This is a genomic window from Streptomyces sp. NPDC012935 (assembly GCF_042900345.1).
In the GTDB taxonomy this organism is placed as follows: domain Bacteria; phylum Actinomycetota; class Actinomycetes; order Streptomycetales; family Streptomycetaceae; genus Streptomyces.
This window is the reverse complement of the sequence record NZ_JBIBBC010000015.1, coordinates 1-19,760: the sequence shown is the minus strand read 5'-3', so window position 1 is coordinate 19,760 and position 19,760 is coordinate 1. Positions and strand designations below refer to the sequence as shown.

13 protein-coding genes and 1 pseudogene are annotated in these 19,760 nt (G+C 69.9%); 5 read left to right on the top strand and 9 right to left on the bottom strand.

Annotation, left to right across the window (positions count from 1 at the left end; translation table 11 throughout):
- The first annotated feature begins 4 nt into the window (after window positions 1-4).
- Window positions 5-1,363 (top strand): DUF3500 domain-containing protein, encoded by a 1,359-nt coding sequence (locus tag ACFY5C_RS30055; protein ID WP_389449801.1) that lies wholly within the window; start codon window positions 5-7, stop codon window positions 1,361-1,363.
- A 4-nt stretch (window positions 1,364-1,367) separates the two neighbouring features.
- Here ACFY5C_RS30055 and ACFY5C_RS30050 read toward each other — a convergent pair whose 3' ends face one another.
- From ACFY5C_RS30050 to ACFY5C_RS30025, 6 genes and pseudogenes are all read right to left on the bottom strand, one after another.
- The gene (locus ACFY5C_RS30050; RefSeq protein ID WP_389449798.1) at window positions 1,368-2,105 is read right to left on the bottom strand and encodes a helix-turn-helix domain-containing protein; all 738 of its coding nucleotides are present in this window, start codon (window positions 2,103-2,105) and stop codon (window positions 1,368-1,370) included.
- Window positions 2,106-2,480: 375 nt separating this feature from the next.
- Window positions 2,481-3,320: a carbohydrate ABC transporter permease gene (locus ACFY5C_RS30045; protein ID WP_389449795.1), complete on the bottom strand. Its 840-nt coding sequence runs from the start codon at window positions 3,318-3,320 to the stop codon at window positions 2,481-2,483.
- 6 nt (window positions 3,321-3,326) lie between these two features.
- Window positions 3,327-4,262, bottom strand: a complete 936-nt coding sequence (locus ACFY5C_RS30040; RefSeq protein WP_389449792.1) for a carbohydrate ABC transporter permease — start codon at window positions 4,260-4,262, stop codon at window positions 3,327-3,329.
- Window positions 4,263-4,272: 10 nt separating this feature from the next.
- Window positions 4,273-5,691, bottom strand: a complete 1,419-nt coding sequence (locus ACFY5C_RS30035) for an extracellular solute-binding protein (protein WP_389449789.1) — start codon at window positions 5,689-5,691, stop codon at window positions 4,273-4,275.
- 136 nt (window positions 5,692-5,827) lie between these two features.
- Window positions 5,828-6,532: a response regulator gene (locus ACFY5C_RS30030; RefSeq protein ID WP_389449786.1), complete on the bottom strand. Its 705-nt coding sequence runs from the start codon at window positions 6,530-6,532 to the stop codon at window positions 5,828-5,830.
- Between the two features lie 467 nt (window positions 6,533-6,999).
- Window positions 7,000-8,631: pseudogene (locus ACFY5C_RS30025) on the bottom strand (ATP-binding protein); the annotation flags it as partial.
- A 707-nt stretch (window positions 8,632-9,338) separates the two neighbouring features.
- Here ACFY5C_RS30025 and ACFY5C_RS30020 point away from each other — a divergent pair.
- From ACFY5C_RS30020 to ACFY5C_RS30005, 4 genes are all read left to right on the top strand, one after another.
- Window positions 9,339-10,745: a cation:dicarboxylate symporter family transporter gene (locus tag ACFY5C_RS30020; protein ID WP_389449784.1), complete on the top strand. Its 1,407-nt coding sequence runs from the start codon at window positions 9,339-9,341 to the stop codon at window positions 10,743-10,745.
- A gap of 263 nt (window positions 10,746-11,008) precedes the next feature.
- Window positions 11,009-11,395: a MerR family transcriptional regulator gene (locus ACFY5C_RS30015; protein ID WP_389449781.1), complete on the top strand. Its 387-nt coding sequence runs from the start codon at window positions 11,009-11,011 to the stop codon at window positions 11,393-11,395.
- Window positions 11,392-11,733 (top strand): thioredoxin family protein, encoded by a 342-nt coding sequence (locus ACFY5C_RS30010; RefSeq protein WP_389449779.1) that lies wholly within the window; start codon window positions 11,392-11,394, stop codon window positions 11,731-11,733. The genes ACFY5C_RS30015 and ACFY5C_RS30010 overlap by 4 nt, the downstream gene beginning before the upstream one ends.
- A 166-nt stretch (window positions 11,734-11,899) precedes the next feature.
- The gene (locus ACFY5C_RS30005; RefSeq protein WP_389449776.1) at window positions 11,900-14,131 is read left to right on the top strand and encodes a HelD family protein; all 2,232 of its coding nucleotides are present in this window, start codon (window positions 11,900-11,902) and stop codon (window positions 14,129-14,131) included.
- A 100-nt stretch (window positions 14,132-14,231) separates the two neighbouring features.
- On the opposite strand, the gene glgB is transcribed toward ACFY5C_RS30005, so the two are convergent.
- From glgB to treS, 3 genes are all read right to left on the bottom strand, one after another.
- Window positions 14,232-16,907 carry a 1,4-alpha-glucan branching enzyme gene (gene glgB, locus ACFY5C_RS30000; RefSeq protein ID WP_389449773.1) on the bottom strand — a complete coding sequence of 892 codons (2,676 nt, stop codon included), beginning with the start codon at window positions 16,905-16,907 and terminating at the stop codon, window positions 14,232-14,234.
- Complete coding sequence (locus tag ACFY5C_RS29995; protein ID WP_389449770.1) at window positions 16,904-18,403, bottom strand: maltokinase; 1,500 nt, start codon at window positions 18,401-18,403, stop codon at window positions 16,904-16,906. The genes glgB and ACFY5C_RS29995 overlap by 4 nt, the downstream gene beginning before the upstream one ends.
- An 86-nt stretch (window positions 18,404-18,489) precedes the next feature.
- The coding region (gene treS / locus ACFY5C_RS29990) for a maltose alpha-D-glucosyltransferase (protein ID WP_389449767.1) at window positions 18,490-19,760 on the bottom strand (1,271 nt) is incomplete at its 5' end.

The window sequence follows — 19,760 nt, the reverse complement described above, 5'->3', positions numbered from 1 at the left end:
GTCCATGGACGGACACGGACATCACCACAGACCACGCACCCCCGAGGCGGAGCGCGGCCGCCGCTGGTTCATGAACAGGTCGCTGCTGCTCGGCGGGGCGGCCGCGGTGGCGACCATGAGCGGCGTGACCGCGTGCTCCAACGGCTCCTCAGCCGGTACGGCGAGCACGTCGTCGAGCGCCGCGCCCTCGGGCGCCCCCTCCGAAGTGCCCGGCGGCGGCATGGGACCCGGCGCCTCCGCGGTCGCGTACGACGACTTCGTGGGCGTGACGACGAACGGCAAGGCCCAGGACGACCTGTACGCCATCCACTCCACCGGCGTCTCCACCGACGCGCTCGTCAAGGCCGCGCAGGCCTTCCTGGACGGCCTCTCCAGCACCGAGAAGCGGTCGGCGCAGTACGACGTGCGGGACGACGAATGGCTGGCCTGGAGCAACATCGACGGCTACGAACGCAAGGGCGTCCGGATGGGCGACCTCACCGACCAGCAGCGTGACCTCGGCTTCGCGCTGCTCGGCGCGGCCCTGTCCGCCGAAGGGCTCACCCAGTCCCGCAACATCATGAAGCTGAACGCGTACCTGGGCGAGTACAACGGCGGTGGCCGGGAGACCCTCACCGAGGGCCACTACTACTTCACCTTCATGGGCACGCCCTCGACGACCGCGCCCTGGGGCTTCCAGTACGAGGGCCACCACCTGGCGATCAACTACTTCGTCCTGGGCGACCAGGTCGTCATGACACCGACGTTCATGGGCTCGGAGCCGACATCGGCGACCTACCAGGGCGAGAAGATCACCCTCTTCGAGAAGGAGACGACGGCCGGCCTGACGCTGCTGCGCTCACTGACCGACGCCCAGCGCAAGAAGGTGATCTCCGCGGACCAGAAGGCAGGGGACAACCTGAAGGCCGGGGCCGGCCAGGACAACCTCCAGCTCGCCCCGCAGGGTCTCGCCGCCTCCGGGTTCACCGAGGCGCAGCGGTCGGCCCTGCTGGAGCTGGTCCGGGTGTATGTCGGGAACATGGCCGACGCGCATGCCGAGGTGCGGATGAAGGAGGTCGAGGAGCACCTCGACGACACGTACTTCTTCTGGATCGGCGAGGCGAAGGACACCTCGGCCTTCTACTACCGGGTCCACAGCCCGGTCGTACTGATCGAGTACGACGCGCAGTCGCCGCTGGCGTACGGCAACAGGTCGAGCGGCGGGAGCAGTGCGGGCGGTGGCGGTGGCGGTGGTGGTGGAGGCGGTATGGGCGGGCCTGGGGGCACGCCGACGCAGCAGCACATTCACACCATCGTCCGGACGCCGAACGGCAACGACTACGGGATCGATCTGCTGAAGCTGCACCTGGAGAACGACCACTGAGTGGTCAGGGGGCATCCCCCTGGACGGTCCTCCAGAAGTGCTCCACGATCCGGTCCAGGAACTCACGGCCGGCCGCGCTGGAGTCGCTGCCGCCGCCGCCCCAGCTGAGCGTGGCGGTCATCTGCCCCTGGTAGTTCTGGTGCAGCTCCTGGAGGGCGTCCTCCAGGAGCCGCCGGTCCAGGGGCACCATCTTCCCGACCGGGCGTACGTACGCCTGCCAGCGCGTCGTCACGGCACTGCGCAGCAGGTCGGCGAGTTTCCCGTCCCGGCCGGTGACGGTGATGAAGTCCGGGACCGTCAGGCCGAGGACGTCGGCGAGCGCGGCGGACTGACGGTCGGTGCCCTGCCAGTCGTCGCTCTCCTCCATGCGCAGGTACGTGCCGAGGTCGTGCCCGACGGTACGGGCCACGTCCTCGGGGGCGAGGCCACGGGCGATGCGGTGTTCGCGCAGTGTCCGGGGCTTGCCGAGCAGTTCGCTGGGCGAGCACCACAGCACGCCCGCCAGCGCGGTCAGCTCGCTGTTGTCCGGGGACGCGATCTCACGTTCCCAGGCGATGACGAGGTCCTCGGTGACGTAGGGGAGTCCGTACGAGGTTCGCATGCCGTAGGCGACGTGCTCGGGCCGCATGTTCAGGGCGGCACGCAGTCTGCGGGCGGCGGGGGCGTTGAAGGGGGGAGTGGGCGGGGTACGGCGGCTGGAGCGGTTGGGGGGCTGGTTCGGTTGGGCTTGGGGTCGGCGCACGGGGCACAACGTAGGGCGGACGGAGTGGGGTGACTACGGTCTGTTCGGCCAGGATTACGGATTGTAGGAAGCTACGGCTACTGGCGGGTTCGGCGCCGGGCGCGGGCTCTCCGGGGGTGGGCGGGTACCGGGCAGGTGAGGGCTCGGGCGGGTGGTGGCAATCCACGAATGGCAACCTCGGTGGGCATATTCGCAGGCACCGTGCGGTGCCGATCTCCACACGCCCGGTGGCGGTGCGACTGGAGGGCCTGCTGTGGGTGTCGGCCGTGCGGCCGGGCTTCGAAGGTGAGTACGCCTGCCGGTGCGGGGGCCGGCCGCGTGGCGAGGGGCGGCAGGCGGCTCAATCCCGACGCTCGCCACGCGGGGGAGGCCCACCTACCCCTTGACCGCCCCGCCCAAGGCGAACCCTCCGCCCAGCCGCCTCGCCACCAGCACATAGAGCAGAATCACCGGCGTCGAGTAGATGATCGAGAACGCCGCCAGCTGCCCGTACACCACCGTCCCCCGATTCCCGAAGAACTCGTTGATGCTCACCGCGGCCGGCATCTGGTCCGGCGTGAGCAGCAGCATGAAGGGGACGAAGAAGTTTCCCCACATCATCACGAACGAGAACACCGTCACCACCGCCACCCCGGGCCCCATCAGCGGCAGCACGACGCGCACCAGCGACTGGAGCGACGACGCCCCGTCCGTCCAGGCGGCCTCCTCCAGTTCCTTCGGCACCCCGTCCATGAAGTTCTTCATCAGCCAGATGGCGAACGGCAGTTGGGAGGCGGCGAAGAAGAAGATCGTCCCCTCCATGGTGTCGATGAGGTTCACCTGCACGAACAGGGCGTACACCGGCACCATGATCGCCGTGATCGGCAGGCTCGTGGCGAAGAGGATCGTGAGCAGGAACGGGCGGTTGAAGCGGGACCGGAACCGTGACAGGGGGTAGGCGGCGAGCGCCGCGCACGCGACCGTCAGTGCCGTGCCCCCACCGCACAGCAGCAGGCTGTTGAGCAGCGGTGTGAAGGTGATCTCCGGGGTGAGGACCGCATCGAAGTTGTCCAGCGTGACGCCGTCCGGGACCTTCACCTGGAGGTTGGCGTCCGTGTCCAGCGAGGAGAGGATCACCCACGCCAGCGGGAGCACGAACGCCGCGGCCACCACCAGGAGGCCGGCGTCGGCGGCCAGCCGGTGAGAGGTGCGCCGTGACGAGAGAGTGCGAGGCATACGGCGTCACACCTCCGTTCGCAGCAGACGCAGGTAGACCACGGAGAACAACGAGCCCACCACCAGGAGCAGGAGGGCGACCGCCGTGCCGTAACCGATCATGCTCTTCTGGAACGCCTCCTCGTACATGAACAGCGGCAGCGTCTGGCTCTTGCCGCCCGGGCCGCCCCTCGTCATCACCCAGATCAGGCCGAAGACGGACAGGGTCTGCAGGGTGATCAGCATGAGGTTGGTGCCGATGGAGCGGCGGATCATCGGGAGGGTGATGTGCCACATACGGCGCCAGCCGCCGGCGCCGTCGACCTCGGCCGCCTCGGTGATCTCCTTGGGGATCTCGTTCAGCGCGGCGGAGTAGACCAGCATCGAGAAGGCGGTGCCGCGCCAGACGTTCGCGAACGACACCGCCAGGATCGGGAGCGTGAACAGCCAGTTCTGGGTGGGGAGATGGAGCCAGTCCAGGATCGCGTTCAGGGTGCCCTCGCGGCGGAAGAAGGCGTAGAGGAGAAAGCCCGCGACGACCTCCGGCAGGACCCATGCCGTGATGACGATGGCACCCACCAGGGTGCGAACGGGCTTGGACGCGCGCTGCATCAGCGCGGCCAGGGCCAGGCCCAGGGTGTTCTGGCCGACCAGGGCGGAGATGACGGTGAAGACGAGGGTCAGCCAGACCGCGTTGCGGAACGCCTCGTCGTCGAACGCCGTACGGAAGTTGTCGAAACCGACGAAGGAGTCCTCGGCCTGGCCGGTGAGCTGGAGGTCGGTGAAGGCGATGTAGGCGCAGTAGGCGATGGGGCCGGCGAGGAAGAGGACCAGGAGGACGACGGCGGGCGTGACGGGCAGGGCCCGTAGGAACGGGACGTGACGAGGGCGGGCGCCCGGCGTGGCCGGTGCGGGGGCCCGGCCCGGCCTCCTCGCGAGGCCGGGGCCGGTGGCGGTCTTCATGAGGGGTGACTCACTTCTCGATCACCTTGCCGTCCGTCGCCGATTTCAGCTCCTCGTCGTACGACTTGGCCGCGTCCTCGACCGAGGCGTCACCCGTCGTCACGCCCTCCATCGCCTCCTGGATCGCGGTGGACACCTTCGGGTACGCCGGGTAGGCGGGCCGGTAGTGCGTCGACGCGACGAGGTCGGTGAAGAACTTGATGCCGGGCTGGGCGTCGATGTACGCGGGATCGGCCGCGACGTCCTTGCGCACCGCGATGCCCGAGTTGGCGATGTACCACTTCTGGGCGTTCGCCTTGGTCTGCATCGTCTTGACGAACTCGAAGGCCAGGTCGGGGTTGCCCGCCTTGGCCGGGATCGACCAGGTCCAGCCGCCGGACATACTCACCTTGCCGGGGGCCTGGCCGTTCTGGGTGGGCATGTGGGCGAGACCCAGCTTCTGCGACCACTCGGGCCATTCGTGGCCGCTGCCCTCCAGCCAGTCCTGCGGGAGCCAGGAGCCGTCGAGGTCGATGCCGAGCTTGCCCTCGGGGAGCAGTTCACCGCGCACACGGGTACCGAAGTTGGGGTCGAGGGCGTCCGAGACGTCCGGGCCCAGCTTCTCCTTGTAGACCGTCTCCACAAACCCGAGGGCGTCCTTGAACCCCTGGCTGCCGGCGATCCACTTCTTGGACGCCTTGTCATAGAGCGGGTCCGTGGTGCCGTCGTTCGTGCCGTAGAGCAGCATCTCGAAGCCCTGCATGGTCGCCGCCTCACCGGCGGGCTTGCCGGTGTAGACGTTGAGGGGGGTGACACCCGGGACCTTCTTCTTGATCGCTCGGGCGGCTTCGAGGACGTCGTCCCAGGTCTTCGGCTGCCAGTCGGCGGGCAGACCGGCCTTCTTGAAGATGTCCTTGCTGAACCACAGGCCCCGTGTGTCCGTCCCGTCCGGGACGCCGTACGTCTTCCCGTCCTCCCCCTTGGCCGCCGCCTTCGCCGTGTCGATGAACTGGCCCCAGTCCTTCCACTTGGCGAGATAGGGGTCGAGCGGCTTCAAGTACCCGCTGGTGATGTCCGAGTTGATGAGGAACGTGTCCTCGTAGACCAGGTCCGGGGCGGTCTTGGGGGAGCGGAGCATCTGCTGGAGCTTGGTGTAGTACTCGGAGTCCGGGGCCTTGATCGGCACGAACTCGACCTTCTTGCCCGGGTTCGCCTTCTCGAACTGCTTCTTGATGTCCGCGAGGTAGGTGTCCATCACCTTGATGGAGTTGTCCGTGGACTGCTTGAAGGAGACCTTGAGGGTGTCGGGGTCGCTGCCGGATCCCCCGCCGCAGGCGGTGAGCGTGCCTGCGGCGGCGAGGGTGAGGGCGAGGAGTGCGGCGGAGGCGGGGCGAGTCGGGCGGGGGGTTCGGGCGGCTCGGACGGGGCGGGCGGTGGGGCGCACGGGCATGACCTCCTGGGGCCTACGTCGTTGTGGCCTGGGGTTGTCTGCCCGGTGAACCTAAGAGGAGTGGTCTAGTCAGGTCAATGAGTGTGCGTGGGATTGGGTGGTGGTTCGGAAAGCTGCCCGAGCCGCGGTCGCGTCGCTACCGGCCCGCTCTCGCCCCCGGCACCCACCGATAGACCAACTCCGGCCTACCCACCTGCCCGTAGACCGGCGCCCGCTCAGCCCTCCCCGCCTCCACCAGGTGCTCCAGATACCGCCGAGCCGTGATCCGGGAGATCCCCACGGCCTCGGCCACCCCCGCCGCGGTAAGCCCCTCCTCGGCCTCCCGCACAGCCCCGGTGACCCGCTCCAACGTCGGCCCGCTCAAACCCTTCGGCAACGCCGCCGGTCCCGGCGCCCGCAGTGTCGCCAGGGCCCGGTCCACCTCGTCCTGTCCGCTCGCCTCTCCGGCCGCCGCATGGAACTCGGCATAGCGCACCAGGCGGTCCCGAAGCGTGGCGAACGTGAAGGGCTTCAGCACGTACTGCACGACTCCCAGCGACACGCCCTCCCGCACCACGGCGAGATCCCGAGCCGACGTCACCGCGATCACGTCGGCGTGGAGCCCGGCCGCGCGCAGCGACCGCGCCAGCTGCAGCCCGTGCACATCCGGCAGATGCAGGTCCAGCAGCAGCAGATCCACCGGCGTACGCTCCAGCGCGCGCCGCGCCTCCGCACCGGTGTGCGCCTTGCCGACCGCGACGAAGCCCGGTACCCGGCCGACGTACATCATGTGTGCGTCCGCCGCGACCGGATCGTCCTCCACGACCAGGACGCGAATCGGCTGCTCGGCCGCCGCTGTCATACGTCACCTCTCGAAACCACCGCATGGTCGGAACCCGGCCCGGGCTCGGACTGCTCAGATCGCTGGGACAGCTGCGCGGGCTCGGCGCCTGACCGGGGCTTGCCGTTCGGTTGGGGTCCGGCATCCGGTCGGGGCTCACTGCCCGGTCGGTTCTCGGCGTCCGGGAGCGGCTCGGTGTCCGGCAGGTGCTTGGTGTCCGGGAGCGGCTTGGCGTCTGGCAGGGGCTTGGTGTCCGGGAGCGGCTTGGCGTCTGGCAGCGGCTTGGCGTCCGGGAGGTGCTTGGTGTCCGGGAACGGCTCGGTGTCCGGCAGGGGCTCGGTGTCCGGCAGGTGCTTGGTGTCCGGCAGGTGCTTGGTGTCCGGGAGTGGCTCGGCGTCCGGCAGGTGCTCGGTGTCCGGGAGTGGCTCCGTGTCCGGCGTGGGCTCAGCACGCGGCAGCGGCTCGGCATCCGACAGATGCTCCGCCCCTGCTCCCGGCGCCCCCTTCCGCAAGTGCCCCTCGCCCAGCGGCAACCGCGCCTCGAACTCCGCCCCACCCCCGGCCGCCTCCGCCACCGACAGGTCTCCGTCGTGCCGGTGTACCGCCTGCCGCACCAGCGCCAGCCCCAGCCCGCGTCCGCCCGGCCCCGCCGGCTTGGTCGAGAAGCCGCGCTCGAACACCGCCTCCGCGTGGGCGGGATCCACCCCGGCCCCCGTGTCGGACACCCGCAGGACCAGCTCCCCGCCCTGCGTGTACGCCGTCACGGTCACGCGCGCCCCCACACTGCCCTGCGCGGCATCCACCGCGTTGTCGATCAGATTGCCGAGCATCGTCACGAGATCCCGGGCCGGCAGGGACGGCGGCAGCAGGCGGTCGTCCAGTCGGCTGTCCTGCGAGACGACGAGCTCGACGCCCCGCTCGTTGGCCTGTGCTGTCTTGCCCAGCAGGAGCGCCGCCAGCACCGGCTCGCTGACCGCCGCGACGACCTGGTCCGTCAGCGCCTGTGCCAGCTCCAGCTCGGCCGTCGCGAACTCAACCGCCTCCTCGGCGCGGCCGAGCTCGATCAGCGACACCACCGTGTGCAGGCGGTTCGCCGCCTCGTGCGCCTGTGACCGCAGCGCCTGGGTGAAACCCCGCTCGGAGTCCAACTCTCCCATCAGGGACTGGAGTTCGGTGACATCACGCAGGGTCACCACCGCGCCGCGGCGTTCACCGCCGGACACCGGTGACGTGTTCACCACCAGCACCCGTTCCGCCGCGAGGTGCACCTCGTCCACCCGCGGCTCGGACGCCAGCAGCGCCCCGGTCAGCGGGGCCGGCAGGCCGAGCTCCGCGACCGACTGCCCCACCACATCACCGGCCACGCCGAGCAGCTCGCGCCCGCCGTCATTGATCAGCGCCACCCGGTACTGCCCGTCCAGCATCAGCAGCCCCTCCCGCACCGCATGCAGGGCGGCTTGGTGGTAGTCGTGCATACGGCTCAGCTCGGCGGCGTTCATGCCGTGGGTGTGCCGGCGCAGGCGCGCGTTGATGACGTACGTGCCGATCGCCCCCAGCGCGAGGGCGCCCGCGGCCACTCCGAGCAAGGCCGTCAGCTGGTCCTGCACCCGCTTGCTGATCTCCTCGACCCGGATGCCCGCGCTCACCAGCCCGACGATCTGTGCGGACCGGTTCCCCCCGTCGTAGATCGGAACGACCGCCCGGACGGACGGGCCGAGCGTGCCGGTGTACGTCTCCGTGAACGGCTCGCCGCGCAGGGCGCGCTGCGTGTGGCCGCGGAAGTGCTGCCCGATCTGCTTCTCGTCGGGGTGCGTCCAGCGGATGCCCTCGGGATTCATGATCGTGACGAAGTCGACCTCGGCGTCGCGCTGGACACGGAGCGCGTACGGCTGGAGCTCGGCCGTCGGATCGGCCGTGCGGATCGCCTCCCCCACGGACGGGGCGTCGGCTATCGACTGCGCCACCGCCATGGCCTGCCGGCCCGCCGCGTCCTCGGCCTGCCCGCGGTCGCTGACGTACGTGAACACCGCGTACCCGGCGACGAGCACCGCTATCAGCACGGCCTGCATGGCGAAGAGCTGGCCGGCCAGGCTGCGGGGTCGCGGGACGGGGAAGCGCATGTCGTCAGTTTGCCCCATGGCCGATTTTGGCCGACGGGCCTGTGGATAACTGGTTCCTGCTGCCCGTATGACGTGACCCGCTGTGAGTCACGTCACTTCATGGTCCGGTCCTCGGATCACTGCCTCCGTCGGCGCCCGCCCTTGCCGGCCTTTCGCAGCGGCACCGTCCACCATCATTGGCCGGACATTCCGCTGTCCCCGCAGACGGAGAGGCTCGCGCGTTCGCGCGGCTCGATCATCGAATGTGCCACCACCCTTTTCGACGCTCTCCGCGAGCAGCTGCGCGCGGTCGACTGCCAGACCTGCGGCCGCGACGGGGAGGGCAGGCAGGACGGCGGTGACGGTCGGGGTGGCAGGTGTGGACGGTGAGGGTCTACAAGGAGCCGGGGCTCGACGGTGGCCCGCTCGCGCTGTCACCGGACGTCGTCCCGACCCGGTTCGTACCTTGATGCCGGCCATCGCGTCTCTCCGTCCACCCGTATCCGACCGCTGTCGTCTGACGCGCGGAACCTGGCCGCGCGTCACCGGGACCGGTCCCGGTGAACTAAATGAACGGAAGGGTGACCGCCCTCACACGACGGGAGATAGTCACCGCATCGCTGCGTACGACCCCGTCCCCCTGGGGCTCGCCAGCCGATCAGCGAACCCCCACCCCGGACGTGAGCCGCACGCCGGTGATACCGACGAAGACGTCAAGGAGGGCAGCCGTGGCCGCCGCCAGTTCCCCCGACAAGGCACCTGCCGCACCCGTCGCCAAAACCAAACGGGACCGCACGCACTACCTCTACATCGCGGTGATCATCGCGGTGGCCCTCGGTATCGCCGTGGGTCTGGCCGCGCCCGACTTCGCGGTCGAACTGAAGCCCATCGGTACGGGCTTCGTCGCCCTCATCAAGATGATGATCTCGCCGATCATCTTCTGCACGATCGTCCTGGGCATCGGCTCGGTACGCAAGGCGGCCAAGGTCGGCGCCGTCGGCGGTATCGCGCTGGTCTACTTCCTGGCGATGTCGCTGGTCGCCCTCGCCATCGGTCTCGTCGTCGGCAACATCCTCGAGCCCGGCACCGGACTCGCCGTCACCGACGCCATCAAGGACGCCGGTCATGCGCAGGTCGACGCCGAGGCCAAGGGCACCACCGAGTTCCTCCTCGGCATCATCCCGACCACGATCGTCTCCGCCTTCACCAGCGAGAGCGTCCTGCAGACCCTGCTCATCGCCCTGCTCGCCGGCTTCGCGCTCCAGGCCATGGGCTCGGCCGGGACGCCGATCCTGCGGGGCATCGAGCACATCCAGCGGCTCGTCTTCCGCATCCTCGCCATGGTGATGTGGGCCGCGCCGATCGGTGCCTTCGGCGCCATCGCCGCCGTCACCGGTTCCGCCGGTGTGGACGCGCTGAAGAGCCTCGCCGTGCTGATGCTCGGCTTCTACGTCACCTGCTTCCTGTTCGTCTTCATCGTGCTCGGCGCGCTGCTGCGGATCGTCTCCGGCCTGAACATCTTCACCCTGTTCAAGTACCTCGGCCGCGAGTTCCTGCTGATCCTGTCCACCTCCTCCTCCGAGTCCGCGCTGCCGCGCCTCATCGCGAAGATGGAGCACCTGGGCGTCAGCAAGCCCGTCGTCGGTATCACCGTCCCGACCGGCTACTCCTTCAACCTCGACGGCACCATGATCTACATGACCATGGCGTCCCTGTTCATCGCCGACGCCATGGGTACGCCGATGGCGGTCGGGGAGCAGATCCCGCTGCTGCTCTTCCTGCTGGTCGCCTCCAAGGGCGCCGCCGGTGTCACCGGTGCGGGTCTGGCCACGCTGGCCGGTGGCCTCCAGTCGCACAAGCCGGCCCTGGTGGACGGCATCGGCCTCATCGTCGGCATCGACCGCTTCATGAGCGAGGCCCGCGCCCTGACGAACTTCGCGGGCAACGCGGTGGCGACGGTGCTGATCGGGACGTGGACGAAGGAGATCGACCGGGGGCGGGTCGACGAGGTGCTCGCCGGTCACATCCCGTTCGACGAGAAGACGCTCCTGGATGACGGGCACGAGGGGTCGGCGGACGCCGATGCCGATGCCGTGCCGGGGCAGGGCGGGGAGAAGGAGCTCGCCAAGGCGTAAGCGCTCCGCTGGGCGCTCCCGTGGGAGAGCCCGATCCGAGCTCGGGGGGAGCTGATGTCGCGGGCTGCAGCTCGTCTGTGGCTTCTCGCGCAGTTCCCCGCGCCCCTTGAGGGCCTCCGCTCTCCGGACGCCCGGCCCCGCCTGAACCGGGGCCGGGCGTCCGGCATGTGCGCCGGGCGGCTGAGATGCCCCCGTCTCTCAGCCGCCCGGTCTCTCCTGCCATGGTTGCCCTGACGTCGGCGTCAAGGATTACGTTCGTACGCATGCGAATCGGCGAGCTGGCCGCGCGGGCCGGGACCACGACGCGCACGTTGCGCTACTACGAGTCGCGGGGGCTGCTGCCCGCGCGACGGGGCGGCAACGGGTATCGGACGTACGACGAGCACGACCTGAAGCTGCTGCGGCAGATCAGGACGTTGCAGGACTTCGGGTTCGACCTGGAGGAGACGCGGCCGTTCGTGGAGTGTCTGCGGGCCGGGCACCCGGAGGGCGACTCGTGTCCCGCCTCGCTCGCGGTCTACCGGCGCAAGCTGGACGAACTCGACGCGCTGATCGGCGAGTTGCAGGCCGTGCGGGCCAAGATCGGGCTGCGGCTGGCGATGGCCGAGGGGGAACCACCGTTGTGCGAACTGGGAGGGCAGGAGCTGTGATCAAGGCGGCGGGCGTGGCCGAGGTGACGGACGCGGACTTCGAGGCGGAGGTGATCGGGGCGGAGCTGCCGGTGCTGGTGGAGTTCACCGCGGACTGGTGCCCGCCGTGCCGGCAGATGGGGCCGGTGCTCACGGCCCTCGCCCGCGAGGAGGGCGCCCGGCTGAAGGTGGTCCAGCTGGACGTGGACACCAACCCCGAGACCACCAACGCGTACAAGGTGCTGTCGATGCCGACCTTCATGGTCTTCCGGGGCGGCGAGCCCGTGAAGGCGATGGTGGGCGCCCGGCCCAAGCGACGGCTGCTGGAGGAACTGTCCGAGGTGTTCGACGCGGACTGACCTCACGCAATACGAAGAAATCCCCCGAGCAATTGCGCTCGGGGGATTTCTTTCGTATATTCAATGGTTCGCGACTTCAGTGAAATTGAGTCGCGGAGAAGTTCAGTGAGCACAGTATATCCGGGCGGGAGCTGAATTGTCAAACACCGAATTTCAAGACGGTGAAATGCGGCGGGAGCAGGAATTCATCGACGGCCTGTACGCGCGCGTGGACCTGCTGCGCGGCGACACCGAGGGCTCCGTCACGGACGCGCTCGGCCAGGGCAACACGCCGATGCAGGCCCGCCTGGAGCGGGACATCCTCGTCGCCGAGCGCTCGGGGCTGCTCGCCGCGCTGAACGCCGTGGACGGTTCGCTCTGCTTCGGCCGGATCGACATGGCCTCGGGCACCACCCATCACATCGGCCGAATCGGCCTGCGCACCGACGACGCCGAGCGCACCCCGATCCTCATCGACTGGCGGGCCGACGTCGCCCGCCCCTTCTACCTGGCCACCGGCCACACCCCGATGGGGCTCAGGCGCCGGCGGCACATCACCACCAGCGGCCGTACGGTATCCGCCCTGCACGACGAGATCCTGGACCTCGGGGACCAGGAGCGGACCGGCCACGAGGACCCGACCGGCGACGCCGTCCTGCTCGCCGCGCTCAACACCGCGCGCACCGGCCGCATGAACGACATCGTGCAGACCATCCAGGCCGAACAGGACGAGATCATCCGGGCGCCGCACCGCGGTGTGCTGGTGGTGGAGGGCGGTCCGGGCACGGGCAAGACGGCGGTCGCCCTGCACCGCGCCGCCTATCTCCTCTACGAGCACCGCGAGCTGCTCGCCAAGCGCGCGGTGCTGATCGTCGGCCCCAACCCCGCGTTCCTCGGCTACATCGGCGAGGTCCTGCCCTCGCTGGGTGAGACGGGCGTCCTGCTGGCCACCGTCGGTGAGCTGTTCCCCGGCGTGAAGGCGACGGCGGCCGACACGCGGGAGGCGGCCGCGGTGAAGGGACGCGCCGGCATGGCGGACGTGCTCGCCGAGGTCGTACGGGGCTGGCAGGCGCTGCCCGACCCGGTGATCGCGATCGAGCACGACCGCGAGATCCTGATGCTCGACGACGGCCTGGTGAAGGTGGCGCGGGAGAAGGCCCGTGCGGCGCGGCTGCCGCACAACGCGGCGCGGGAGCATTTCGAGGGACACATCCTCAACACCCTCACCGAGCTGTATGCCGAGCGGGTCGGGACGGACCCCTTCGACGGCACGAATCTGCTGGACCCGAGCGACATCACACAGATCCGTGACGAGATCGCCGAGAACCCCGAAGTCTGGGCCGCCATCGACCAGCTGTGGCCGCGGCTGACGCCGCAGCGAGTGGTCGCGGACTTCCTCGCCGACCCTGTCGGCCACCTGCCCGACGACGACGTGGCCGCGATCCGCAGGCCCGTGACACGGGCGTGGACGGTGGCGGACGTGCCGCTGCTGGACGAGGCCGCCGAACTGCTCGGCGAGGACGACCGGGTGAAGCGGGCGCTGGCCGAGCGGGAGCGGGAGACGCAGGTCGCCTACGCACAGGGCGTGCTGGACGTCTCGTACGCCTCGCGTACCTACGAGTTCGAGGACAAGGACGTAGAGGACTCCGAGGTCCTGTCCGCGCACGACATCATCGACGCCGAGCGGTTCGCCGAGCGCCACGAGGAGGACGATCACCGCAGCGCCGCCGAGCGCGCGGCGGCCGACCGGACCTGGGCGTTCGGCCACATCATCGTCGACGAGGCGCAGGAGCTGTCGCCGATGGCCTGGCGGCTGCTGATGCGGCGCAGCCCGACCCGCTCGATGACCCTGGTCGGCGACCCGGCCCAGACGGCGGAGGCGGCGGGCGTCGGCTCGTGGCAGAAGATCCTCCAGCCGTATGTCGAGGACCGCTGGGAGCACACCCGCCTCGGCGTCAACTACCGCACGCCCGCCGAGATCATGGACCTGGCGGCGGCCGTGGTCCGTGCCCAGGACCCCGGCTTCGAGCCGCCGAGTTCGGTCCGTTCCACAGGCGTACGGCCCTGGGTGCGCGCGACCGACGACCTGCCGGACGCCGTCGCGAAGGCGGTCGGGGAACTGACCCCCGACGAGGGCCGGCTCGCGGTCATCGCCCCGAGCCATCTGCACCGCAGACTCGCGGCCCGCCTGGAGGGGGTGACGGCCGGCGCGGAGCCCGATCTCACGCAGACCGTCGTCCTCCTCGACCCGCGTCAGTCCAAGGGCCTGGAGTTCGACTCGGTACTGGTGGTGGAGCCGGGGCTGTACGGCACGAGCGACCTGTACGTGGCGCTCACCCGGGCCACGCAGCGGTTGGGGGTGCTGCACACGGGTTCGCTGCCGCTGGGCCTGGCCGAGGGCTTGTCGGCGTCGGGGTGACGGCGCTCGCTCGCGCCGTGGCCGCCGGGGTGGACTGCGCGACCAACCGCCGCCGCGGGCTGGTCGCGCAGTTCCCCGCGCCCCTGCGGGGCGCTGCCGTCTAGGCCGGCCGCAGCCAGACCGTCGCCAGCGGCGGCAGCGTCAGCCGGATGCTGGCCGACCGCCCGTGCCAGCCCTGCGGCTCGGGCTTGACCGGATCAGGGTTGATGACATCGCCACCGCCGTATCGAGCCGCGTCCGTGTTCAGCGCCTCGTGCCACGCAGGCACATCGTCCGGCACCCCCAGCCTGTACTCGTGCCGCACGACAGGCGACAGGTTCGACACCGCCAGCAGCGGAGCCCCCTCCGCGTCGTAGCGCAGGAACGCGAGCACGTTGTCGTCGGCGGCGTCCCCCACCACCCACTGGAACCCGGCCGGGTCGGTGTCCCGCTGCCACAGTGCCGGCGTGTGCCGGTACACCGTGTTCAGGTCGCGGACCAGGTCCCGCACCCCGCGGTGGTCCGGCTCCGCCCCGTACGCCGGATCCAGCAGCCACCAGTCCGGGCCGTGCGCCTCCGACCACTCAGCCCCCTGGGCGAACTCCTGTCCCATGAAGAGCAGTTGCTTGCCCGGGTGGGCCCACATGAACCCCAGATAGGCGCGATGGTTGGCCCGCTGCTGCCACCAGTCGCCCGGCATCTTCGACACCAGCGACCGCTTGCCGTGCACGACCTCGTCGTGGGAGATGGGCAGGACGTAGTTCTCGCTGTAGGCGTACACCATCGAGAACGTCATCTCGTTGTGGTGGTACTTGCGGTGGACGGGCTCCTTCGTCATGTACTCCAGCGAGTCGTGCATCCAGCCCATGTTCCACTTCAGCCCGAAGCCGAGACCCCCGAACCCACCCGGGCCCGCCACGTGCGTCGGGCGCGTCACGCCGTCCCAGGCCGTGGACTCCTCCGCGATCGTCACGACCCCGGGCACCCGCCGGTACACCGTCGCGTTCATCTCCTGCAGGAACGCCACCGCGTCCAGGTTCTCCCGCCCGCCGTGCTCGTTGGGCACCCACTGGCCCGGCTCGCGCGAGTAGTCCAGGTAGAGCATGGACGCCACCGCGTCCACCCGGAGCCCGTCGATGTGGAACTCCTCGCACCAGTAGATGGCGTTGGCGACCAGGAAGTTGCGCACCTCGCGCCGGCCGAAGTCGAACTCAAGGGTGCCCCAGTCCGGGTGGGCGGAGCGCAGCGGATCCTCGTGCTCGTACAGCGGACGCCCGTCGAACTCGGCGAGCGCCCAGTCATCGCGCGGGAAGTGCGCCGGCACCCAGTCCATCAGGACGCCGATGCCTGCCTGGTGCAGGCAGTCCACCAGATACTTGAAGTCGTCGGGGGTGCCGAGCCGGGCCGTGGGCGCGTAGAGGCCGGTGACCTGGTAGCCCCAGGAGCCGCCGAAGGGGTGCTCGGCGACCGGCATCAGCTCGACGTGGGTGAAGCCCAGGTCCTTGACGTACGCGGGCAGCTGCTCGGCGAGTTGCCGGTAGGTCAGCCCCGGCCGCCAGGACGCCAGATGGACCTCGTAGACCGAGAACGGCGCCTCGTGCGTCGGCACCGACCCGCGCCGCTCCAGCCACTGAGCGTCGCCCCACTCGTGCTGCGAGGCGTACACGATGGACGACGTGTCGGGCGGGGCCTGTGTCCGGCGGGCCATGGGGTCGGCGCGCAGCGTCTTCGAGCCGTCGGGCCGGGTGATCTCGAACTTGTACAGCTCGCCCTCGCCGATGCCCGGCACGAACAGTTCCCACACGCCCGTACCGCCGAGCGAGCGCATGGGATATCCCGTGCCGTCCCAGAAGTTGAAGGTGCCGGCCAGCGACACACCCCGCGCGTTCGGCGCCCACACCGTGAAGCGGGTGCCGGTGACGCCCTGGTGGGTCATCGGCTCGGCGCCGAGCGCCTTCCACAGCTCCTCGTGCCGGCCCTCGCCGATCAGATGCAGGTCGAGCTCGCCCAGCGCGGGCAGGAAACGGTACGCGTCCTCGGTCTCCTGCACCGAGCCCTCGTACCCCACCAGGAACTGGTAGCCCGCGGGCACCTCCAGCAGCGGCAGCAGCCCCGAGAAGAACCCCTCCCCGTCGTCGTGCAGCTCGGCGCGCAGGCTGCCCACGACGACCGTCACCGACAGGGCGTACGGCTTGAAGGCCCGGAAGGCGACACCGCCGGGCACCGGATGCGCGCCGAGGACGGCGTGCGGGGCGTGGTGGGTGCCGTTGAGGAGGCGGTCGCGGTCGGCTGCGTCGAGGGCGGGGGACACGGCGACGTCCGCGGGGACGGCCGGTAGTTCGACGGGGACCGCCTTTTGGGCGGGGATCTTCTTGGGCGCCGTCTTCTGCGCGGGAATCCTCTTGGCGGAGGCCTTCTTCCCCGCCGTGCTCTTCGACGTGGTCGTGCTCTTCGCGGCGGTGGTCTTCGCTCCCGCCTTCTTGGCCACGGCTTTCTTGGCCGCGGCTTTCTTCGCGGTGGCCTTCTTTGCCGGGGCCTTCTTCGCGGCCGTCTTCTTCGCCGTCGTCTTCTTGGCAGTCGCCTTCTTCGTGGCGTCCGCCTTGGCTGCGGTGGCCTTCTTCGTCGTCCCCTTCCTCATGGCGTCCGCGGCCTTCTCGGCGGCATTGGCCGTCTTCGCGGTCGCCTTCTTCGCGACGCTCGTCTTCTCGGCGGCCTGCTCCTGGGCCTTCTCCACGGCCGGCTTCTCAGCCGTCTTCTTTGAATCCGAACCGCTGGAGGGAGTGGTGCGGGGGGTCACGGGCGGGGCCTCCTAGGCGAAGGTGGGGAAGAGGGGATGGAGGAGATGGAGGGGGTGGCGGGGGCCGCGGGGATGGCGGAAGGCGAGGTGTCCGCGCCCGCGGCCAGCCGGCTTATGGCGGACAGCGGTACCGGGAGCCAGTCGGGGCGGTGGCGGGCCTCGTAGACGACCTCGTAGATCGCCTTGTCGGTCTCGTACGCACGCAGCAGCACCGGATCGGTCCGCGGATCGGCGCCGCTGACCTGTGCGTATCCGGAGCAGTAGGCGGCTCGGCAGGTGTCGGCCCAGCCCGGTACCGGCGGGTCGGCCGAGTGGGCCGCGTAGTCGAAGGAACGCAGCATGCCCGCGACGTCGCGCACCGGCGGCTGCGGCATCCGCCGTTCGGTCAGCGGCTTCGACGGCTCACCCTCGAAGTCGATCAGCCACCACTGCCCGGTGGGCGAGCGCAGGCACTGCCCGAGGTGCAGGTCGCCGTGGATGCGCTGGGCGGTCCAGGTGCAGCCCTCGGCGGCGAGGCCGGCCAGCGCCTCGAAGGCGGAGCGCAGGCCGGGCGCGTACGGCCGCAGCGCCGGCACCGCCTGCGCGGCCGCGTCGAGCCGCTCGACCATGCCGTCGACCAGCTGCTGCACCTGCGTGTGCCCGAGGGTGACGGTCGGCAGTGTGCGGGCCAGCGCGGTGTGCACCTCGGCGGTCGCGCGCCCGAGCGCCCGTGCCGCGGACGCGAAGTCCTCGCCCTTGGCCAGCTCGCGCAACGCCAGCTCCCAGCCGTCCGCGGCGCCCTGCACGAACGGCTGCAGCACGCCCAGCACATACGCCTCGTCCGCCGTCGCCCCCACGGGTGCCAGCTCCGCCCGGATCCACGCCGTCGGGGCGGGCACCCGGTCACAGCCCTCGCGGGCCAGCGCCAGAGGAAGCTCCAGGTCGGGGTTGACGCCGGGCACGACCCGGCGCAGCAGCTTCAGGATGAACGTATCGCCGTAGACGACCGACGAGTTCGACTGTTCGGAGGTGACCAGGCGCGGCACCAGACCGGACCGGATCTCCTGGCTGTCGTCCCGCTCGAAACGCAGTCCGCCGATCCGGGCTCCGGTGCGCAGCGCCTCGAGGAGCAGTTCGGTCGGACGGGTGTCGTACAGGGCGTCGTACACCGTGCGTCCGGCGAGCGGGCCGTCGGCCACGTGTCCGATCAGCGCGGGCGCCAGCCGGGGCGGCAGGGCCTCGCGCTCGCCTATCAACAGCTGGTAGCAGTCGGCGGGCTGCTCGGGTGCGCCCGGCACCGGCGCGACGGCCTGATGCGCGCGCACGAGCAGGTGGTACAGGCCCAGCTTGCCGCCGGGCGGCAGCAGTTCGGTGGCCGCCACCAGCGAGAACCCGGTGACCGGGCGGCCCTTGCCCGCGAACCAGCGCTGCCGTGGCAGCCATTCCCGCAGGAGGGGGTCCAGCGAGGCGAGAAGACCTGGTGAGGTCGTGAGGGTGCGGGTGACGGCTTTCGACATGGCGTCACGTCCTTTCCCCGGGCCGGGCGGGGTGGTTACTGATGCGTGCCCCGGGCGGGGCGGGAGAAACCGCCCCGCCCGGGCTCTCAGGCGTCCTTGCGCAACCGGAACCAGTAGAAGCCGTGGCCTCCGAGGGTCAGCAAGTACGGCAGTTCACCGATGGCCGGGAATCGCACCCCGCCGAACAGCTCGACCGGATGCCGTCCGTTGAACCTGCGCAGATCCAGCTCCGTCGGCTGCGCGAACCGCGAGAAGTTGTTCACGCACAGCACGAGATCGTCCTCGTATTCGCGCAGGAAGGCGATCACGGCCGGGTTGGAGGACTGGAGTTCCGTGTAGGAGCCGAGTCCGAAGGCAGGATTCTGCTTGCGGATCTCGATCATGCGGCGGGTCCAGTGCAGGAGAGAGGACGGCGAGGACATGGACGCCTCGACGTTCGTCACCTGGTAGCCGTGGACGGGATCCATGATGGTCGGCAGATACAGCCGTCCCGGGTCGCACGACGAGAATCCCGCATTGCGGTCCGGTGTCCACTGCATCGGAGTTCGTACGGCGTCGCGGTCGCCGAGCCAGATGTTGTCGCCCATGCCGATCTCGTCGCCGTAATAGAGGATCGGCGAGCCGGGGAGCGACAGCAGCAGGGCGGTGAACAGCTCGATCTGGTTGCGGTCGTTGTCCAGCAGCGGCGCCAGCCGGCGTCGGATTCCGATGTTGGCGCGCATGCGGGGGTCCTTGGCGTATTCCGCCCACATGTAGTCGCGTTCCTCGTCGGTGACCATTTCCAGGGTCAGCTCGTCGTGGTTGCGCAGGAAGATGCCCCACTGGCAGCCGGAGGGGATGGCGGGGGTCTTGGCGAGGATTTCCGAGACCGGGTACCTCGACTCCCGTCGCACCGCCATGAAGATCCGTGGCATGACGGGGAAGTGGAAGGCCATGTGGCACTCGTCGCCACCGCCGGCGTAGTCGCCGAAATAGTCGACGACGTCCTCCGGCCACTGGTTCGCCTCCGCGAGCAGCACCGTGTCCGGGTAGTGGGCGTCGATCTCCTTCCGTACCCGCTTGAGGAGCTCGTGCGTCGCGGGGAGGTTCTCGCAGTTCGTGCCCTCCTGCGCGTACAGATACGGCACCGCGTCCAGCCGGAAGCCGTCGATGCCCAGGTCCAGCCAGAATTTCAGCGCTGAGAGAATCTCCTCCTGCACTGCCGGGTTCTCGTAGTTCAGGTCCGGCTGGTGGGAGAAGAAGCGGTGGAAGAAGTACTGCTTGCGGACCGGGTCGAAGGTCCAGTTGGAGGCCTCGGTGTCGACGAAGATGATGCGGGCGTCGGCGTACTGCTTGTCGTCGTCGGCCCACATGTAGT

What these genes read in the sequence shown, in the direction of transcription:
- ACFY5C_RS30055 (WP_389449801.1), top strand. Translation starts at nt 5, where the DNA reads ATGGACGGACACGGACATCACCACAGACCACGCACCCCCGAGGCGGAG.
- ACFY5C_RS30045 (WP_389449795.1), bottom strand. Translation starts at nt 3,320, where the DNA reads ATGCCTCGCACTCTCTCGTCACGGCGCACCTCTCACCGGCTGGCCGCC.
- ACFY5C_RS30040 (WP_389449792.1), bottom strand. Translation starts at nt 4,262, where the DNA reads ATGAAGACCGCCACCGGCCCCGGCCTCGCGAGGAGGCCGGGCCGGGCC.
- ACFY5C_RS30035 (WP_389449789.1), bottom strand. Translation starts at nt 5,691, where the DNA reads ATGCCCGTGCGCCCCACCGCCCGCCCCGTCCGAGCCGCCCGAACCCCC.
- ACFY5C_RS30030 (WP_389449786.1), bottom strand. Translation starts at nt 6,532, where the DNA reads ATGACAGCGGCGGCCGAGCAGCCGATTCGCGTCCTGGTCGTGGAGGAC.
- ACFY5C_RS30015 (WP_389449781.1), top strand. Translation starts at nt 11,009, where the DNA reads ATGCGAATCGGCGAGCTGGCCGCGCGGGCCGGGACCACGACGCGCACG.
- ACFY5C_RS30005 (WP_389449776.1), top strand. Translation starts at nt 11,900, where the DNA reads ATGCGGCGGGAGCAGGAATTCATCGACGGCCTGTACGCGCGCGTGGAC.
- ACFY5C_RS29995 (WP_389449770.1), bottom strand. Translation starts at nt 18,403, where the DNA reads ATGTCGAAAGCCGTCACCCGCACCCTCACGACCTCACCAGGTCTTCTC.